The following is a 19,134-nucleotide window of genomic DNA, read 5'->3' on the forward strand; positions in this document are numbered from 1 at the left end:
CCTGTGATCAGTCAATATAAGTAATGTTCAGATCATTGCCCTTTACAGTTACCTTTGCCTTGGCTCCCATGATTACAGGAAGCATTGGATCCACGTGTCCGATCTCCGCATCCATTATAATAGGAACTCCCATATCTCCGACTACGCCAGTCACAGCATTATACTGGTTACAGCCAATCTGATCCTGCTTCCAGGCATCTTCAGGCCTTCCGATAAGAAATCCCTTAGCCCCATCAAGCCATCCAGCCTCCTTAAGACACCAGATACTGCGTCTGATTGACATGGGGTTAAGCTCGCAAGCCTCAAATACCCAGATGATATCAGGGTGTTCCTTTTTGAACTCTTTGACCTTGTCAAATCTGGTGCCACATATGTTCACCAGAATATCAAGACACCCTCCAAGAAGTACTCCTTCCATCTGTACCTGTTCACCAGCTGCCTCTTTCATGCCATTTTCACCACTGACAAAAGAAACCAGTTCCCTGTCGGCATTGAAGGCATAGGTTGCTCTGAGTTCCTCTTCAGTATAGACATGAGGCCCTTCAGATACTTCTTCCTTTTCCTCTTGAGTATCATCTGTTTTCCCAGGCTCAATAAATCTCTTATATCCGTCAAAAGAGCTTTTGGTTCCCTCAAGGATTGCAAATGAATCCTTCTCAGTTTCTTCCCAATCCTTAGCAAAGCCCGAGATACAAGGTCCATAGATTGCCTGGGTATTAGAAATAGTAACTAAAGGGAAAACAAAGTTTGTATTGTCAGAATAACCTATAAACCATTTTGGCGGACAGTTCTTTAGTTCTTCAAAATCTACATTGCTTATGGTCTCACACATAAGCTCTCCACCACCGGCAGAGATTATGGCATCAATGTCCGATCTCTTATAGAACTCCATAAGCTCTTTTCCGCAAACTTTTGGATCTGTGCTGATACCAATACCGTCGCCTTTTCTGGCTGTCTCCCCCTCTACTATGTGATAGCCAAGCTTTTCAATGTTCCCTTCTGATATGGGAAGCATAAGGCTATAGGGCTCAGTTGATGCCCCAAAGGAAGGGGCTGTAATTCCTATGGTGTCTCCGGGTCTGATACTCTTAGGTCTTCTGATCATAGGTTTTCTCCTCTTAGTCTTTGTTTATGTCAGCGAGCTTGGAATAGCTTTTCCTGTAATGTCTGTTCATCTTGATGCACTCAAGCTTTGAAAGGTAATGTCCCTCGCCGTTTCTCATTACTGCCATGTAGGCAATGCAGCCCTTATCAAGAACAATTGCAACAGCCTGTGCATCATCTTCAGTACTTCCAACGCAGTATGCGCCATCATTAGGAGAAAATACCACGTTAACATTCTTCTTGATATTGTGGTATATCTCATCTTCATTGTTAGGAATCTTGACCGACACTCCTATGAGCTGAGCAAAGTCATCCAGAAGAGGTCGCATGTGATTGGCTCTTCTGGAAACAGTCATAACTGCCTCAGATTTATTATGGATTATGTAATTTATGTCACGTCTTTTTGAGTAAATCTGCTCGTGGATGCTTTTTACTCTCTCAGGCGTATCCTTCTGATCATACACTACCACGCCATTTTCAAGATGAGAGTTATAGCCAACCTCAACTCCATGGGTCATGTCAGTCTTGCAAACATCGATGAGGAAGTCGTTACAGGCAGTCTCCATCATCTCCGCTTCAAAGATTGCCTCCTTAGAATTACCTCCAAGACAAAGTGTGCCATGATTAGCCATGATGATTCCATTGGAATCCTTGTACTTATTAAGAGTCCTTGCAACATTCTCCGCAAGCTTTTCTGTTCCCGGAAGTGCATAAGGCGCAACTGGAATTGTTACATCCTCATCATAAAAATATGAAAAGACTTTTTTAACTCCTAAAGTACCTGCGCAGGAAGCAAAAACCTGATGTGTATGTACGATAAAGCCTGCATCGGGCCTTACTTTGTAGCTGTAAGCATGAACCTTACTCTCACTTGAGGGTTTATAGTCTCCCTCAAAAGAAAGGTCATTAATGTTAACCAGACTTATCATCTCCGGAGTAAGGTCCTCATATTTTATTCCACTTGGTGTTACAAGGAAATGATCCTTGTCTACTCTGCTACTAATATTCCCCCATGTTCTTACAAGAAGCCCCACCTCGTGAAGCTCTCTTGATACCTGAATTATGTGTTCTCTTTCTTCCTGTAAATCAATATGTTTCATTTTAACCCCTGATCTGTCCTTCCCCGATGATCTCGTATTTGTATGAGGTTAGCTCCTTAAGTCCCATTGGTCCTCTTGCATGGAGCTTCTGTGTGCTTATTCCTATCTCAGCTCCCAGACCAAACTCAAAGCCGTCTGTAAATCTGGTTGAAGCATTCACATAAACGCAGGCAGCATCAACTCTGTCAAGGAACCTCTGCGCTGTCTCTTTATTTTCAGTAATGATAGCCTCTGAATGACCTGTGTTGTATTTATTGATGTGAGCAATAGCTTCATCCACATCCTTAACGGTCTTAACAGAGATAATATAGTCAAGATACTCTTTTCCAAAGTCCTCTTCGGTAGCATCAAGAGCACCTTCAATTAAATCCTTACTAGCCTTATCCGCTCTCACCTCTACCTTATGCTCATTCATTGCTTTAGCAAAAAGAGGCAGAAACTCCTCTTTAATATCTTCGTGAACCACCAGAGATTCAGCTGCGTTGCACACACCTATCCTCTGGGTCTTGGCATTTATGATAATAGGAATAGCCTTAGTAAGATCCGCTTCCTTATCAACATAAATATGGCAATTGCCTGTTCCAGTCTCAATAACAGGAATATTGGAGTTCTCTGTGACAGCCCTTATAAGCCCGGCACTTCCTCTTGGGATAAGCACATCTACATACTGCTTCATAGTCATGAACTCTTTGGTCACAGCCCTGTCCGTATCCTCAATAAGCTGTACAGCATCAGGTATAACCCCGGATTCTTCAAGAGCTTTACGGATCACATTAGTGATGGCAATATTGCTGTTGATTGCATCACTTCCACCCTTAAGAATAACAGCATTCCCCGACTTAAAAGTAAGCGCAAAGGCATCTGCTGTAACATTAGGTCTGGATTCGTAGATGATTCCTATAACTCCCATAGGGACACGAACCTTCTTAACCTTAAGCCCATTTGGCCTGTCAAACTCCTCAATCTCTTCACCGATAGGATCTGAAAGCTCTGCCACCTGCCTAAGCCCCTCAGCCATAGCCTCAATTCTTTTCTCATTAAGAAGGAGCCTGTCCAATAGGCCGGGATGCATTCCATTATCCTCGCCAGTCTTATAGTCAACTGCATTAGCCTTTATTATGTCTGCAGATTTTGAAACCAGTTCTTCTGCTACCTTCAACAATGCCTTATTCTTGGTCTCAGTACTCAAATTCTGTACTTCATACTTTGCTTCTGCAGCCCTCTTACAAAGATCCACCAGTGCCATACGCTCTCCTCCTATATATGAAACTCACTAAATTATCCCATAAAGCCAGGCAAAAGTCCATGATTTCTCCATTACGTAAGGCCTGGGCAAATCGGGAGGGCGTCTGTACGAGTTATGGAGTCCTCCCGATTTGCCCAGGCCGTATTAATGAAAAACAGCCAGGACTTTTGTCCCGGCTGCTTATCTTAGATACCCCTGAAGAAGAACTCAAACTTGAGTGACCCTTCTCTAGGAAGAAGAAACTGCGGATGAGGTTTAGCCCCCCAGCTGTCGTCACCCGCGATACCCATCTGACCCATTGAAGCACGCACAACTGTGTAGTGAACCTGTGGAAGTTCATAGTGGTGCATTGCATTCTCAATCTCATGCGGTGTATAAGGAAGAGCACTGAAGTAGAATGGATTTCCGAAGAACATCATTCCCCTTCCTCTCTTGTCTGTTACCTTCGCATATCTTACATCACACTTGTTGCCACATTCCTGAGGCACAAGGTATCTTGCCATATTATCTTTTACTTCATTGCTGTAGATACCAAGCTTTCCGCCACACTTTCTGTCTGCATAGGTCTCATCAGGACCAAGGCCGTACCAGGTAAGCTGGTCGAAATCTGCATTTAACTTGAACATCATGCCAAACTCAGGCATATCAGGAAGTCCCTCTACAGCATCATAGTTCATCTCACATCTGATGGTACCATCTCCAAATACTTCATAAGTAACGAAGCATACTGCTGTAGGAGTAGTAGGCAGGAAGAACTTGTACTTGATAGTGATACTGTTCTTGCCCATCTGCACATCAGGCATCTGAAGCTCAGGTCCCTTAAGGGTTGCATAGAGACTTGCTATCTTCCACTGTGCGTAGAAGTTTGTCATCATGTAACCATTGTCATTATCTACAGGCGCTCTCCAGAAGTTAGGCGCTGGAGCTTTTTCAATCAGCTCTCTTCCACCATAAATATAGGAAACCAGAGTAGCTGTAGGATAAGTGAACATTGCTGAGAAGTTATCACCATATATTCCAAGGTTATTATTGCCCATTACTATCTTTAGAGGCTCATCTGTCTTGTGCTTGCAGTTAACCTTGTTGTATACAGTCTGTCCAAAAGCAACCTCATGTCCCTTCTTAGCCCAGAGAGTATCCTCTTTAAGCATGAAGGAAACTGTAAATACAAATTCAAACTCTGCTCCCTTAGATGACTCAGCGGACTCATAATCTGAAATAACGTCCAAAAGCTCCCTAGGAACGCTAAAGCTCTTTTGTGATAAAGGTGCTACGCTGATATCCATGGCAGCACGGTTTATCTCTTTTCCATTTGCCAGCAAAATAACTACTGCATCAAAAGTATCAGTGTTAACAAAGAGATTCTTATTTATTACCTTAAACTTCTTGCCACTCTTATCAAACTCAACAGAAATATTCTGGTAGTTGAACTTAACCTCCTGCATCTTTGGAGATGGAGTTCTGTCACCATAGGTGATTCCGTTTCCGCTGAAGTTACCGTCGTTTGGCCTGTCACCAAAGTCACCGCCATAGGCCTCAAAATCATTTCCATAGCGATCCTTCTTGGTAATGGACTGATCGATGTAGTCCCAGATAAAGCCTCCCTGGTATCTCTCCTCAGTATCTGTCAGATCTGTGTAGAGATGCATTCCTCCACAGGAGTTGCCCATTGCATGGGTGTACTCACAGCAGATGAAAGGCTTTTCCTTATTATTCTTAAGGAACTCCTTGATAGAAGCAACGGAAGGATACATCTGGCTTTCCATATCAGATGTGTCAGGGCAGCTTCTGTCATTGAAAATTCCCTCGTAGTGAACAAGTCTGTGTGGATCAAGCTCACGGAAAAGAGCTGCCATCTTCTCTATAACTGTTCCGCCAAAGGCCTCATTACCAACAGACCATATCAAAATAGCCGGATGGTTTTTATCCCTCTGGTAGCAGGAATTGATCCTGTCAAGAAGAAGTGGCTCCCAAATCGGGTTGTCCTTTGGAACAACATGATCCAGTCCCTTTGCACCTCTAAGATAAGGCTCCCAGGTACCATGGGTCTCCATGTTATTCTCTGCAATAAGGTAAAGTCCATACTTATCGCAAAGATCATACAATGCAGAATCATCAGGATAATGACTAGTTCTGATGGCATTGATGTTGTTCCTCTTCATTGTGATTATATCTGTAAGAAGCTCCTCTTTATTAGGAACTCTTCCATTCTTGTTAGAGAACTCGTGTCTGTTAACTCCCTTGAAGACAATTCTCTTGCCGTTAAGGAGCATAAGACCATTCTTCATCTCAAAACGTCTGAAGCCAACGTTCTGTCTGATAACCTCATGTACTAATCCCGCGCTGTCCTTGATAACAAGAAGAAGTTCATAAAGGTTTGGCTCCTCGGCACTCCAAAGAAGTGGCTTGTCAACCGTGCAGCTTCCTGTGGTCTCACCTGAAGAAGAAAGAGGGATCTTACCCTCGATAACCTTCTCTCCATCCTTGGTGAGTTTTAGTTCCATAACACCTGCGCCCTCCGTTACAGCCTTGAACTCAAGAGACGCACTCTTAAGATCAGCCGAAACTACAGGTGTTACAGACAGGTCATATACATGAACTTTTGGTACACTAAATAAATAAACACTTCTGAAAATTCCAGAGAATCTGAAGAAATCCTGATCTTCGCACCAGCTGCCGCTTGTCCACTTGAACACTCTTACAGCCAGCTTATTCTCTCCCTTTACAAGTTTGTCAGTCAGGTCAAATTCAGCAGGATCAAAGGTATTCTCGCTGTAACCTACATATTTTCCATTGAGCCAAAGAGCAAAGCCACTCTCAACACCCTGAAAAGAAATGCAGACCTTCTCTTCTTTAAATCCCTTAGGCAGAGTAAAGAGCTTTACATAATCTGCTACAGGATTGAACTTTTCAGGTATCTGGGGAGGAGTAAGCATTTCTCTTCCATCCCATGGATACTGAACATTTACATACTGTGGCTTATCATAGCCTTCCATCTGAATATGGGCAGGAACTCTTATCCTATCCCAGGAAGAAGTATCAAAGTCCATCTCATAGAAATTCGCTGGGGCATCTGCCACATTCTTGGAATAGTGAAAATGCCATACCCCATCAAGACTGATCCTATAAGAACTATTCCCTGTCATAGCCTCTGCAAGTGACTTAAAAGGCACGTGATCAGAATGGGCAGGTAATCTGTTCTGCTCAAAAGTTTTAGGATCTTTAACTATATCGTAAACAAACTCTTTCATAATTCACCCCTAAATTTATGCAGGAAAGGATAACCTTTCCTGCACCAAATACTTTACTTAACAGATCCGGTAATACCTTCTGCAAACTGCTTCTGAAGTACGAAGAATACAATCATTGTAGGTAATGAGCAGAATAATACGCCCATCATAAGCATTCCGTAATCAATTGTGTATCCACCTGCCAGGTTAGCAATGAGCATAGGCATTGTCTGAGCCCTGTTATCTGTCATTACGACTCTTGGCCACATGTAAGCGTTCCAGGAATTCATGAAAACGATAACTGCAGCTGCAGCATATGTGGACTTCATAACAGGCATATACATCCTGAAGAAGATCATAAACTCAGAAAGGCCATCAATTCTTGCTGCTTCCATTATATCCGGTGGGAAGTTCCTTGAATTCTGTCTGAACATCATGATCATGAAAGGTGTTGAAATACCGGGAAGTGCAAAGCCCCATACCGTGTTCAAAAAGTGCATCTTACTCATCATGGTGAAAAGAGGAATCATAGTTGCAACACCAGGGATCATCATGGCCATAAGAAGGATTGCAAACAGTATGTCTTTTCCCTTGTCATGGTAAAGCTCAAAGCCATAACCAGCCAGTGAGCAAACAAGGATACAAAGAATTGTCTGTGCTGTTGAGTACAGGCAGGAATTTCCAAAGGACTTCCAAAGGTTTGTGCTCGCAACCAGGTTCTGGAAATTCTCTACCATGTGTGTACCAAACCAAATCTTTCCTCTTGATACATCTACTGTCTGGTTTGTTGCTGCTGTGATCATCCAGAACAGAGGAAATACTGAGAATATTGAAGCTATTGTCAGGAAGATATAGGTAGGAATAAGTCTCTTCTGAATAGCGCTTTTGTTTCTTATTTCTTTATCAAGTGCTTTAGTATTAGTCACGTGTATCACCTACTTTCAGATTGATGATCGCCAGTATAGCAACCAGGATGAATACAAAGAACGACATCGCTGATGCATAACCAAAGTTAGCTACACCCTGACCAAAAGAGTTATTGTAAATGTAATGAGACATTGTGATGGTTGTATTAGCCGGTCCACCGTTTGTCAGGTTCACGGACTCATCAAAGAGCTGAAGTGTTCCGTTGATTGACATGATAAAGGTCATGATGATGACAGGTCTAAGAAGAGGTACTGTTACATACCAGAAGGTCTTCCAACCGTTAGCGCCATCGATCTTGGCTGCCTCATACACTGAATATTCGATGTTCTGTAAGCCTGCAAGGTAGAATACCATGTTATAGCCTGTCCATCTCCAGATGAGGGCTATGATAATAACAATTCTTGCAGTTGATGTTGTACCAAGCCAGTTGATACCCTCGTTGATAATGCCCAGATTTGTAAGAATAATGTTTATAAGTCCCTGTGTTGCAAATATAGTCCTGAAGATCAGAGCATATGAAACCAGTGAAACTGCACAGGGAAGGAAAATGAATGTACGGAAAAGACCGCGGAATTTAAGATCCTTATTATTTAAGAGCTGTGCAAGCAAAATAGCAAGGATAAGCATGATCGGTACCTGAACGATCAGATACAGGAATGTGTTGCCCACGGATTTCATGAACATCTTATCCTGGAACATTCTCTTATAGTTGTAAATAAGTGGTGATGCCCACTGCATGTTAGCTGAAGAGCCTGTCTTAAATGAAGTTATGAGAGCCTGAACCATTGGATAAAAGCTCATTACTATGATCATTGCGGATGCAAGAACCAAAAAGAGCCATCCGGCAGCCTTCTGTTTAGCCAAAAGGCCCATTTTATTCTTCTTTTCCATTTTAAATACCCCTTTATGAAAAAACTGTTTCCCTTTAAAAATGGGGAACCGGAAGTCCGATTCCCCATATGAATTCTCGCCGAACCCTAAAGATCACTTGGCGAGGTCCTTTCGAACCTGGTGATCAAAGGCCCATCTCGAACTTAACCTGATCCTCAGCCTGCTGAAGCTCTGCATCAAGGTCTGCACCGTTGATTACGTTTGTGATAGCAGCCTGGATCTGTGTACGTGCTGTGTAGTGGTAGTCGTTCTGCTCAACAACAGGAACGTTAGCACCCATAGCAACGATGTCTGTGTAGATAGCCTGACCATTGAAGAAGTCAACGCCTTCCTGGTAAACAGCAGACTTAGAAGCTGAGATGCAGCATGTGATAACACCACCGTTACGAAGAGCGTCATCATATGTAGCGGTAGCACCTTCTCCGCCACCGAATGTGTATGCAAGGAATGCCTTTGCAAGCTCAGGCTTTGAGCAGTTGCCTGTTACGTAGAGTGAAGAACCACCGTTAGCAGCATATCCTTCCTTACCTGAAAGTGTAGGAGCTGTTGTGATTGCCCACTTACCGCTGTTCTCTGCTACCTGCTCCATTGTAGGAATGATCCAGTTACCGTTGAATACACCAGCAACCTGATCGCCAATGATTGATGTATCTGTGTACTCTGACCAGTCATTGCAGAGGTAGATAACGCCGTCCTTAGCACCTGTGATGATTACGTTAAGGATTGCCTTGAGGTCTTCGTTTCCTACAAAGTAAGGAACGCCGTCCTTCCACTGTGACTTTCCTTCAGCCTGCATCATCATGTAAGGAAGATCGTCTCCGTTGTGATCCATAGAAACGAGGTACTTGCCTGTCTTAGCCTTTACATCACGGCCAATCTCAAGCCAACGATCCCATGTGATTCCAGTTACATCATCAATTGTGTATCCGCACTCTTCAAGAATGTCTGTACGATAAGCAAATACAGATGTTCCGTTATCAACAGGAGCTCCGTAGTGCTTGCCATTAACTGTTGAGTATGAAAGCTTCTCAGCTCCGAAATCAGACCAGTCAATGCCAGCATCCTCAAGATCCATCCAAGCATCAGGATAGTTTGTTACATAGTTCTGGATGTAGTGATCCTGGAAAAGAACTATGTCAGGAAGCTGTGAGTAGTCACCTGATGAAGCAGCAAGTGTGATTGCGTTCTCAACGTCAGATGAAGCAGACTGCTCAACGATGTTAAGCTTGAAATCAGGATCTACTGTCTGGTAAGCCTTCTCAGCTGCCTCAAGAGCAGGAATGTTGAAGTTCTTATCCCAAGCGTAAACTGAAAGCTCATGCTCACCCTCAGATGCAACATCTGCTGAAGCTGCTGCAGTCTCTGTAGCTGCTGTCTCAGTAGCTGCAGGCTCTGAAGCTGTTGTGTCAGCAGGAGCTGATCCGTTGTCTGCTGCGCTTCCGCATCCAGCTAACATTGAAAGAGACATAGCTGATGCAAGGAAAATTGATAATGCTTTTCTTTTCATTTTTATTACCCTCCCTAAAATGAAATTAGAAAAATGATAAGTTTAACCGATTTCTGTTAAAATCAATGTCAGATGAGTTTGATGAACATCGACTTATACAATTTGACGGAAACATTACCTTTCCGTTTCGGTTATATGTACATTATAACAACAGCGTTCAAAAAAAATACACATTTTATTATCTAAAATGTGCATTTTCAATCATATATGTCTAAATTGTGAACGAAAACGTTTAAGAAATGTTACTAAATCACCAACCCTTTAGTGCATTTATCTTATAATCCAAAAGCTTGTTGTTATAATTGTCCTTATTCTTCTTCCACTGATAGGGCGAAGTATTGAGGAACTTTCTGAAATTCCTGTTAAATGTAGAAAAAGTTGAAAAGCCGCATTCCGCCGCAACAACTTCCATAGAATGATCAGTTTTATTCATTATCATGCAGGCCTTCTGTATCCTGACAAGATTCAAATAATCCATAGGAGTCATGTTAATTCCATCCTGGAAAATCCTCCTGAAGTGTGCCTCACTCATGTTACACATTTCCGCAAGCTTAGCCACCTTTATCTCTTCAGCAAATTCCCTGTCCATATACTCAAGAGCAGGCCTTATACCCATAACGGCACCCTGATTCTCAACGTCATTAAATCTGCCACTATCAGCTTCTTTGGTATTCTGATATCTGATAAGAAGCATAACAAAAGCCCTCAAAAGGCTGTTAGTAGTCTCAGTATAATAGGGCTTTTTATCCCTCATCTCCTCCATAATCCTTTTGATGATCTCTCCCATCTCCGGATGCTGGTACTCATAGAGAAGATCTGCCCTCTTATTGGCTATTTCCCTGGCCTCCCTTTGCTTAGATGGATTATCCGGATATATCTGTTCAAGGATCAGGTCTATATCAAAAAAGATATATTCCCAGAAATTCTCTTCAGAGCTGTAAGTAGTGTGCGGATAATTGGCCGGAATAATAGAGAGCATACCACTCTCATACTTGCAGACCTTCTCATCAAACACCAGGTCTCCCTCGCCGTGCCTGCAATAGCCTACCTCAAAGAGATTGTGGAAATGAAGGTACTTATCATCCTTGCCATATACCATGATCCACTTTTCACCCAGAAGTGCCAGACAGCTCTGTCCCTGGGGAATCTCATAGAATCTGAATTCAATTGTATCTCGTTTTTTTCTTCCCATTAAATCTCCCGTAAGGTCGCTGTTTCTTCTGTTAAAAGAGCTGTCGGCTTTACATCAAATTCATCCACCGGTATCAGCTCATCCAAAATCTGACATTCAAATGACAGCGCAACAGTCTGAAATTCAGGATGTCTTTTCAGATACCTGTCATAGAATCCCCCGCCATAGCCGATACGATTACACTGTCTGTCAAAAGCCGCCCCAGGCATTATAACCAAAGTTTTATCTGAACAGCCGGTACCCTCTTCAAAGCCTGCTCTTCCGGCAATTTCTGAATCATCCGTAAGTTCAGGTTCACTTATTCCAAAGTAACCTTCCTTCAGTTCCTCCAAAGACATGATCCTGACAAACTCCATGATTCCGTTAGGCTTATCCGTAACCTTTGGGCAAAAGACCTTTTTCCCGTTTGCCAACGCATCCAAAATGATGTCATCAGTTAAAACTTCACTGCGCATGGATGCATAAACAAGGATATTCTCAGCATCCCGGTACTCATTAAGCTCCATCAGCTTTTCAAAAATCTGTCTACTCTTTTCTTCTATCTGTTCTCTCGTCAAGGCATCTCTCTTTGCAAGAGATGCCTTTCTTATGTGTTTTTTATCCATGCTACCTTTCTCTTTGTGCGATTGTTCAACATCTAATCAGTAATTACGTATCCATTTCTTAATCAAGCAGCTTCTTTGCTACAAGTTCAGCTGTACGAATCCCGTCCATGGCAGCTGACATGATTCCTCCAGCATAGCCAGCTCCTTCGCCGCAAGGGAAAAGCCCCTTTATGTTAACGGATTCACCATTTTCGTCTCTGTTAATACGTACAGGTGATGAGGTCCTGCTCTCCACGCCAGAAACAAGAGCCCTTTCGTCGTTATAGCCCTTTATGATCCTGCCAAATTTCTCCATACCTTCCACAAAGGCCGTGTTAAGCTCCTCCGGAAGTATTTCATGAACAGCAGCAAACTCATAAGAGCCCTTCATCTGTGGATCATTAAACTCAGAATCAAAAGATTCTACACCGGAAATCCCACTATCATTCATGTCGTTATCCACTCCGGAAATTCCCTGCTCCCTGACGGCAGTGTTATCGGCATTCACAGCCTTTCTGAAATCCCCGTAACGCTCAACAGGAATCTTGCCCCCAGCAAGCTCAAAGGCTTTCTTCTCAAGCTTTCTCTGAAATTCAACACCTGCCAGCACATGGTCTGAGCCAAAATCCTTAGGATCTACAGTAATAATAATGGCTGAGTTTGCATTTTTGCCATCTCGCTTACTGTAGCTCATTCCGTTTACAGCAAGCATCCCCTCTTCAGAAGATGCATTGACAACATATCCTCCGGGGCACATACAGAAGGAATAAACTCCTCTGCCCTCTTTGGTTGTAGTTGTCAGCTTATATGGAGCCGCCGGAAGCGCCTTGGAATCTGCCACTCCATACTGGGACTTATTAATAAGGCTTTGTGGATGCTCAACTCTAAAGCCTACAGCAAAGGGCTTTGGCTGCATTTCCACCTTGCTCTCATAAAGCATTTTGAAGGTATCTCTGGCACTGTGGCCGATTGCAAGAACTGCTGCGTCGCACTCTACAATACTCTCAGACACCTTAAGCCCTTTAAGCGCATTAGTGTCATCCAATATCAGCTCCGACACCTGATTCTCGAAATACACCTCTCCACCGGCATCTATAATACTCTGTCTTATATTCTTTACTACATCCTTTAATATATCAGTGCCGATATGTGGTTTAGACTCATACTTAATCCTCTCGGGAGCACCATGTTTAACAAAGATATCAAGAGCTTCAGCGCCTCTCCCTTCCTTGTCCTTAACCATGGTGTTAAGCTTTCCATCGGAAAAAGTTCCTGCTCCTCCCTCACCAAACTGAACGTTGGTCTTTACATCCAGTTTTCCGGAAGTCCAGAACCTATCTACTATCTCACATCTCTTTTCAACGTCAGCACCACGTTCAAAAATTATAGGCTTAAATCCCGCCATAGCCAGCTCATATCCACAAAACAAGCCAGCAGGCCCAGCACCGATTATACAAATCCGCTTATTTAAAGCCAAGTCAGGCACAGTGGAACTATCTTTTGCTTCTGATTCTTTCCTGGCTGAAACCTTCTCAAAGAAGTCATAGCTCTTTTCCTTAATAACGCTTACATTCTTATCGCGGCACTTTTTTACCAGACTCTCTTCAAGTCCATTCTTACCGGAACCCTTACCGTTAGCACTTCCTGCCTTTATGACAGCATCGACCGTATAGATATCAAAAAGTTCAGGCTTTTTCCTGGCGTCGATTGAATGCTTGGAAATACTTATGCTTTCAATCTGCTCTTCGCCAATTCTTAGGGTCTTTGCAACCTTCTTTCTAAGGCGCCCATATATCTTTTCCTGATCCTGATACCAGCTGGCGTCATTTATATCAATTGGAATCTTTATCTGACTTACTCTGATCATTTTTACTCCTGCTTCTGAGTCATATTACGACATTTTAAAACATAAATCGCAAAAAGAACAGCAGCTGCAGCCACACCTATTGGGTAGCTGATACTTCTATCAAGGCGGAAGCCCTCTTTAGCCATCAGAATATAGGTCACACTAACCCCTGTCATGAAGGTGGCAGGAAGAGCTGTGAGGAGGCTATATTTTTTTCCCCTGTTACGGATAAGGAAAACAGTGGAAATCCAAAGGGATATCATAGCCAGGGTCTGGTTACTCCAGGAGAAATATCTCCAAAGCACATTGAAATCAAGATGGGTCAAAAGCGCACCGATTCCCAGTAGTGGCAATGTGATCAAAAGACGATTCTTGATCTTCTTCTGATCAAGGCCTGTTATTTCAGAAAGGATCAGTCTTGCTGAACGGAATGCCGTATCACCTGAAGTGATGGGACAAGCGATAACTCCGACAATTGCAAGGACTGCTCCAACTGGCCCCAGCATTCCTGTAGAGATATCATAGACAACTCCGGACTGTCCGTTTTGTGTTATCGCTGCGGAAAGAGCTCCTGTTGCGCCATAAAATGCTACTCCGCCGGCGGCCCAGATAAGAGCTATAACAGATTCCGAAATCATAGCGCCGTAAAAAACTACACGTCCCTGTTTCTCAGATGTAATGCACTTGGATATCATCGGGGACTGGGTTGCATGGAATCCGGAAATAGCACCACAGGCCACAGTCACGAACATATATGGCCAGACAGGAAGCCCCTCCGGATGGAGATTCTGAAGGCTTATCTCAGGAATAGTGTAACCACCTTTAAAGATACCAAAAAGTATACCAACTGCCATTGCTATAAGAACGGCTCCAAAAATCGGATAAAAACGGCCAATGATCTTATCAATGGGAAGAAGTGTTGCAAGAATATAGTAAATAAGGATCACAAATGTCCAAAATGGAACCCCCATAAAGTCCGGTGTAAGCCTTGCCAAAAGAGCTGCTGGCGATGTGACAAAAACTGTTCCTGTCAGGATCAAAAGCACAATTGAAAAAACACGCATCCCCCACTTTGCAGCTTTTCCCAAATAAATGCCGCTAAGCTCAGCTATAGAGTATCCATCATGCCTTTCTGAGATCATTCCGCACATGTAATCATGGACTCCTCCGCCCAGGATCGCACCAAAGATGATCCAAAGAAAAACAACTGGTCCAAAGCAGGCTCCCATGATAGCTCCGAATATTGGTCCTGTACCTGCAATATTAAGAAGCTGAACCAGAAAGGCCTTCCAGGTCTTCATAGGAATGAAGTCTACTCCATCCTGTTTAGTATAGGCAGGTGTAGTCCTGTCATCCGGCGAAAAGATCTTTTCAACAAGTTTGCCATAAAACATGAAGCCAAGTAATAAAGCCAAAAAACATAATCCCAACGAAACCATTTCACATCTCCCAGATCATTAAATAATAGATTATATACATAGTATTATAGTACGTTTTACAGTTCATGATATGTTAAAATATAGATAGAAAGGTCAGGTATCCCTATGAATGCTACAAAGAATTTAGGAATAATTGCACTTGAGTCATACTCCCAAAGAGCTCAAAGGATAAATCAGATCCTGTGTGAGTGGAAGCAATGCGACAATCTTCTCATCGAATCCCAGTGTCCAAGATTCGCCAGTGGCGAAGCCAAGGCTATCATCAAAGAATCCGTCAGGCACAAGGATATCTATATTCTTGCGGATGTATGTAACAATTCCCTTAAATATAAAATGGACGGGGAACTGAACCGTATGTCTCCCGACGATCATTTTCAGGACCTGAAGCGCATTATCGCAGCCTGCAGCGGAAAAGCAAAAAGGATTACGGTAATAATGCCCTTTTTGTATGAAGGAAGGCAACATCGTAAAACCCAGCGTGAATCCTTAGACTGCGCAGTAATGCTGAAGGAGCTTGAATATATGGGCGTGGATAACATAGTTACTTTTGATGCCCATGACCCTAGAATGCAGAACGTTCTTCCTTTAAAGGGAATCGAGAACGTGTCTCCTGCCCTGCAGTTTACCCAGGCCCTTCTAACAGAATATGAAGATATCAAGGTAGACTCAGATCACCTGATGTTCATAGCACCTGACGAAGGCGCCACAGAGCGTGTAGTATTCTTCGCCTCTGTATTTGGCGTCAATATAGGTATGTTCTACAAGAGAAGGGATTATACCAACATAGTTGATGGCACCAATCCCATCATAGCCCATGACTTCTGTGGCGGAAGCCTTGATGGAATGGATGCCATCGTAGTAGATGATATGATCGCTTCAGGTGGAAGCATCATCGATGTATGTAAGCAGATCAAGGATCGTGGTGCAAAAAGAGTCTTTATCTTTGCAACCTTCGGCCTTTTCTCCAGCGGCTTTGAAAAGCTTGATAAAGCCTATGAACAGGGCCTGTTTGACAGGATATTTACCACCAACCTTGTTTACCAGAAACCTGAGCTATTGGAAAAGGAATACTATATGGGCGTTAGCATGAACCGCTATATAGCAGCCATAATCGATACCCTCCACAACCATGGTTCAATGCAAAAACTGACTAAACCTGAGGACCGCATCCACGAAACACTAAAGTCCTATAAATGATCATAGTGAAGCTGCTGTGCCTGCAATGCTGCCACTTGTAAAAGCCCATTGCAGGTTATAGCCTCCACATCTTCCATCAACATCCACAAGCTCCCCGATGCAGAAAATGCCGGGGGATTTTTTATAAGCAAAATCACTGCCTATATCACCCAGACTCACTCCACCTGTGGTAACCTGAGAAGCCATATATCCATAGCTTTCATCAATCTTAAGTCGCAGAGCCCTGTAATTATCCAGAATACACTCTGCCATACTGGAGGAAATATTCTTCATCTTCATGGATTTAGAGAGCTTCATCCTTGAAAGGACCATCTCAGTTATATTGCTGTTGGAAAAGCCCTGCAAAAACTCCTCCAAAGTCCTGTCATCCTTAAGCTTTAACATGTCAGCCTTAAGGGACTCAAAATCTTTATCATCATAGTCCGGGAAGAAATCTATCACAGCGTATACAGGCTTCTTCTCTTCTACAAACCTGATAACATCCCTTGAGGCCTGCATAACAGGTATTCCCGAGATTCCATCAGCTGTCAGCTGTAATTCACCCTGCTCCCTTGCCAAAGTCTCTTTTCCCAGGACAAAAGAAATATCGGCGGTGATCCGGACACCTGCCTTTGGCATCTGTTCCTGAGGGTCACATTTAAATCCAACAAGAGCCGGATAAGTATCCTTAACATTCATACCAAGCTTCTTGCAGATATAATACCCGTCGCCTGTGGACATGGTACTTTTAGCTCCGGACAGGGAACCCACAGCAAGAATAACTGCGTCACAGGTAAAAGAGTCCTTATCTGTTTTTACCTCGTAAACTCCCTCATCCTCTGCATTAACACCTTTAAGCTGCTGTCCGTAAACCACCTCAATTCCAAGGCGGGAAATTTCATTTTCCAAAGCCCTGACCACTGTAGAAGCCTGACCTGAAACCGGATAGATATATCCGTCCTCGCTCTTAACTACCACTCCCAAGGACTTGAAAAAGCTTATAACATCTTCAACTCCATAGGTAGAAAGCCACTCCTTCATTCTTCCACGGGCAGCAGTGTTATAACATTCCTCTCTCATATCCAGGTTGGTCAGATTGCACCTTCCGTTACCCGTCATGGAGAGTTTTTTACCAAGGACAGTATTCTTCTCTATAATAGTGACTTTTGCACCATTTCTTGCTGCATATATAGCAGCACACATACCGGAAGCTCCCCCTCCGGCTACAATGATCCTCTTACTCAAAATTATCCCTCATAATACCTGTCGTGGGTTATCGTTCTGGCAAGGCCCTCAAAGATAAATCCAAGGGGGATTTTTCTAAGCTCATGGGCCATTATTCCCCTGGTCACGATCATTATCAGCATGTATACGGCATAGAAAACTACAAGGCAGATAATAAAGGTGAGCGCTTCTCCAATGTTATTTACCAGAAGCATATTCAAAAGAAATGCCATAAAACCGGAAGTTGCAGCACTGATACCGGGAAGCAGAACACACTTAAAATGATCCTGCCTGTATCTGAGCATCTTTCCGATCATCAAAAAGCAAAGCACATCATACACCAAAAATGTAAGAAGGGCTGCTATTACTACTCCCATAATGCCTAAATTAAATATCATCATAAAAAGAATAAGACCGCCTACATGTACTGCCCAGCCTATTCCAACGTTAAGCAGTATGATCACAGATTTTCCCATGTGACTTAAGAGCCAGGAAAACATAATCGCAAAGCTGAAAAGGAAAATGGCTATCGAAGAAGGCAGCATCAGATTGTTAGCAGTTTCAGAAGCCTTTCCAAAGATAACCGTCTGTACTGTGCCTGATAAAGCAAAAACAAACACAGAAACCGGAATCAAAAGAACGTTGAAAAAGCGCATCAGACCCTTATATCTGTCTCTTGCACCCTCAAGCTCATCTCTTTCTATCCTTGCCATAACCCTGTTCCATTTCTTGATAAAAGGAATGCAGCAAAGGATTGAAATAAGCCCTACACTGGTAACTATCCTGCCTGCGTAAACTCCAAACAGGGAAACGTAGTCCACATCCTCATGGAATCTTCTTGTAAAGATAACGTAAGCACACTGATCCACCAGTACCATAAGAGCAGGTGTACAGTACAAAGCCATGATATGTCTGATTCCGGTAAAAACATCATTCTTATTGTCCAGATATCTTGGAGCTCCGCTCTTCACAAAGCTTGCAATCTCGCTCTTTCTGAGATTGTAGCTGATAACGGTAAGAATACAGCCCACCAGCGAACCGATAAAAATTCCTGCCATCATGCCTGCTGATCCATAAACAGCACTGAACTCATCCACATGAAGAAGATCGTTTACCCTAAGGCCATAATGGTACAGGAATTCCACAATAATTATTCCGGAAACCATGGAAAAAATCGCAATGATTATATCAGCTACAGCAATAGGCTTCGTGTAGCCCACTCCCTGAAGGTAGCCCCTTAGAACTCCCTGACCTCCAAGAAGTATGATGGAGGCGCCGGCAATCATCAGCTGGAAAAAACCTCTCTCAGCTCCAAAAGCTTTACCAGAAAGAGAATAACTTCCTAAGATTGTAAGAACACCGATTAGAACTGAAGCTATTCCGAAAACCCTGACGGACCTTTCCATATTGGCCTGGGCATTTAGATACTGGGATCTCCTGGCCCGAAGCCTCACCATAATATAAACTGCCTTTTGAGTTGCAAACACAAACAGGCAGTAAAAAAGCAGATACAATGATAAAGGAGCTGCACTGAAAAAAGCTCCCTTATCTCCATATATTTTCTGACAGATAACTGCATAAAGCATCATTGCAGCTATAGCAATATATACTGAAGCCGTAAGTACATCCGGCCTGATTCTTTTCTCCTCTGTATACGTCTTCATGAGG

The 19,134-nt window shown here is 43.1% G+C and carries 14 protein-coding genes; 1 reads left to right on the forward strand and 13 read right to left on the reverse strand.

Going from position 1 to position 19,134, the window contains the following annotated elements; translation table 11 throughout:
• Window positions 1-7: 7 nt before the first annotated feature.
• The 11 genes from BO18_RS29825 to BO18_RS29875 all read right to left on the reverse strand — a co-directional run bounded on the left by BO18_RS29825 (window position 8) and on the right by BO18_RS29875 (window position 15,066).
• Window positions 8-1,105 carry a S66 family peptidase gene (locus tag BO18_RS29825; RefSeq protein ID WP_051689308.1) on the reverse strand — a complete coding sequence of 366 codons (1,098 nt, stop codon included), beginning with the start codon at window positions 1,103-1,105 and terminating at the stop codon, window positions 8-10.
• 13 nt (window positions 1,106-1,118) lie between these two features.
• The gene (locus BO18_RS33825; protein ID WP_051689309.1) at window positions 1,119-2,204 is read right to left on the reverse strand and encodes a class II aldolase/adducin family protein; all 1,086 of its coding nucleotides are present in this window, start codon (window positions 2,202-2,204) and stop codon (window positions 1,119-1,121) included.
• A gap of 1 nt (window position 2,205) precedes the next feature.
• Window positions 2,206-3,450: a glutamate-5-semialdehyde dehydrogenase gene (locus BO18_RS29835; protein ID WP_034452383.1), complete on the reverse strand. Its 1,245-nt coding sequence runs from the start codon at window positions 3,448-3,450 to the stop codon at window positions 2,206-2,208.
• A 185-nt stretch (window positions 3,451-3,635) separates the two neighbouring features.
• Window positions 3,636-6,701, reverse strand: a complete 3,066-nt coding sequence (locus BO18_RS29840) for a glycoside hydrolase family 2 TIM barrel-domain containing protein (RefSeq protein ID WP_034452386.1) — start codon at window positions 6,699-6,701, stop codon at window positions 3,636-3,638.
• A 53-nt stretch (window positions 6,702-6,754) separates the two neighbouring features.
• Window positions 6,755-7,606 (reverse strand): carbohydrate ABC transporter permease, encoded by an 852-nt coding sequence (locus BO18_RS29845; protein ID WP_330379694.1) that lies wholly within the window; start codon window positions 7,604-7,606, stop codon window positions 6,755-6,757.
• Window positions 7,599-8,498 carry a carbohydrate ABC transporter permease gene (locus tag BO18_RS29850; protein ID WP_034452388.1) on the reverse strand — a complete coding sequence of 300 codons (900 nt, stop codon included), beginning with the start codon at window positions 8,496-8,498 and terminating at the stop codon, window positions 7,599-7,601. Before BO18_RS29850 ends, BO18_RS29845 begins: the two co-directional genes overlap by 8 nt.
• A 124-nt stretch (window positions 8,499-8,622) precedes the next feature.
• Window positions 8,623-10,005 carry an ABC transporter substrate-binding protein gene (locus BO18_RS29855; RefSeq protein WP_034452390.1) on the reverse strand — a complete coding sequence of 461 codons (1,383 nt, stop codon included), beginning with the start codon at window positions 10,003-10,005 and terminating at the stop codon, window positions 8,623-8,625.
• Window positions 10,006-10,255: 250 nt separating this feature from the next.
• Complete coding sequence (locus tag BO18_RS29860; protein WP_034452392.1) at window positions 10,256-11,197, reverse strand: helix-turn-helix domain-containing protein; 942 nt, start codon at window positions 11,195-11,197, stop codon at window positions 10,256-10,258.
• Window positions 11,197-11,802, reverse strand: coding sequence for a 5-formyltetrahydrofolate cyclo-ligase (locus BO18_RS29865; RefSeq protein WP_034452393.1), 606 nt, complete (start codon window positions 11,800-11,802; stop codon window positions 11,197-11,199). Before BO18_RS29865 ends, BO18_RS29860 begins: the two co-directional genes overlap by 1 nt.
• A 58-nt stretch (window positions 11,803-11,860) precedes the next feature.
• Window positions 11,861-13,648 (reverse strand): NAD(P)/FAD-dependent oxidoreductase, encoded by a 1,788-nt coding sequence (locus BO18_RS29870; protein WP_034452394.1) that lies wholly within the window; start codon window positions 13,646-13,648, stop codon window positions 11,861-11,863.
• Window positions 13,649-13,650: 2 nt separating this feature from the next.
• Window positions 13,651-15,066 carry a carbon starvation CstA family protein gene (locus tag BO18_RS29875; RefSeq protein WP_034452395.1) on the reverse strand — a complete coding sequence of 472 codons (1,416 nt, stop codon included), beginning with the start codon at window positions 15,064-15,066 and terminating at the stop codon, window positions 13,651-13,653.
• 105 nt (window positions 15,067-15,171) lie between these two features.
• Between BO18_RS29875 and BO18_RS29880 the strand changes: the two genes are divergently transcribed.
• A complete protein-coding gene (locus BO18_RS29880) occupies window positions 15,172-16,263 on the forward strand; it encodes a ribose-phosphate pyrophosphokinase (RefSeq protein ID WP_051689310.1) in 1,092 nt (363 codons plus the stop codon).
• On the opposite strand, the gene BO18_RS29885 is transcribed toward BO18_RS29880, so the two are convergent.
• Together BO18_RS29885 and BO18_RS29890 are read right to left on the reverse strand one after the other, a co-directional pair.
• Complete coding sequence (locus tag BO18_RS29885) at window positions 16,264-17,487, reverse strand: NAD(P)/FAD-dependent oxidoreductase (protein ID WP_051689311.1); 1,224 nt, start codon at window positions 17,485-17,487, stop codon at window positions 16,264-16,266.
• Window positions 17,488-17,489: 2 nt separating this feature from the next.
• Window positions 17,490-19,130 (reverse strand): polysaccharide biosynthesis C-terminal domain-containing protein, encoded by a 1,641-nt coding sequence (locus BO18_RS29890; RefSeq protein ID WP_034452398.1) that lies wholly within the window; start codon window positions 19,128-19,130, stop codon window positions 17,490-17,492.
• Window positions 19,131-19,134 lie beyond the last annotated feature (4 nt).

The sequence above is a fragment of the Butyrivibrio sp. AE2032 genome, from assembly GCF_000702965.1.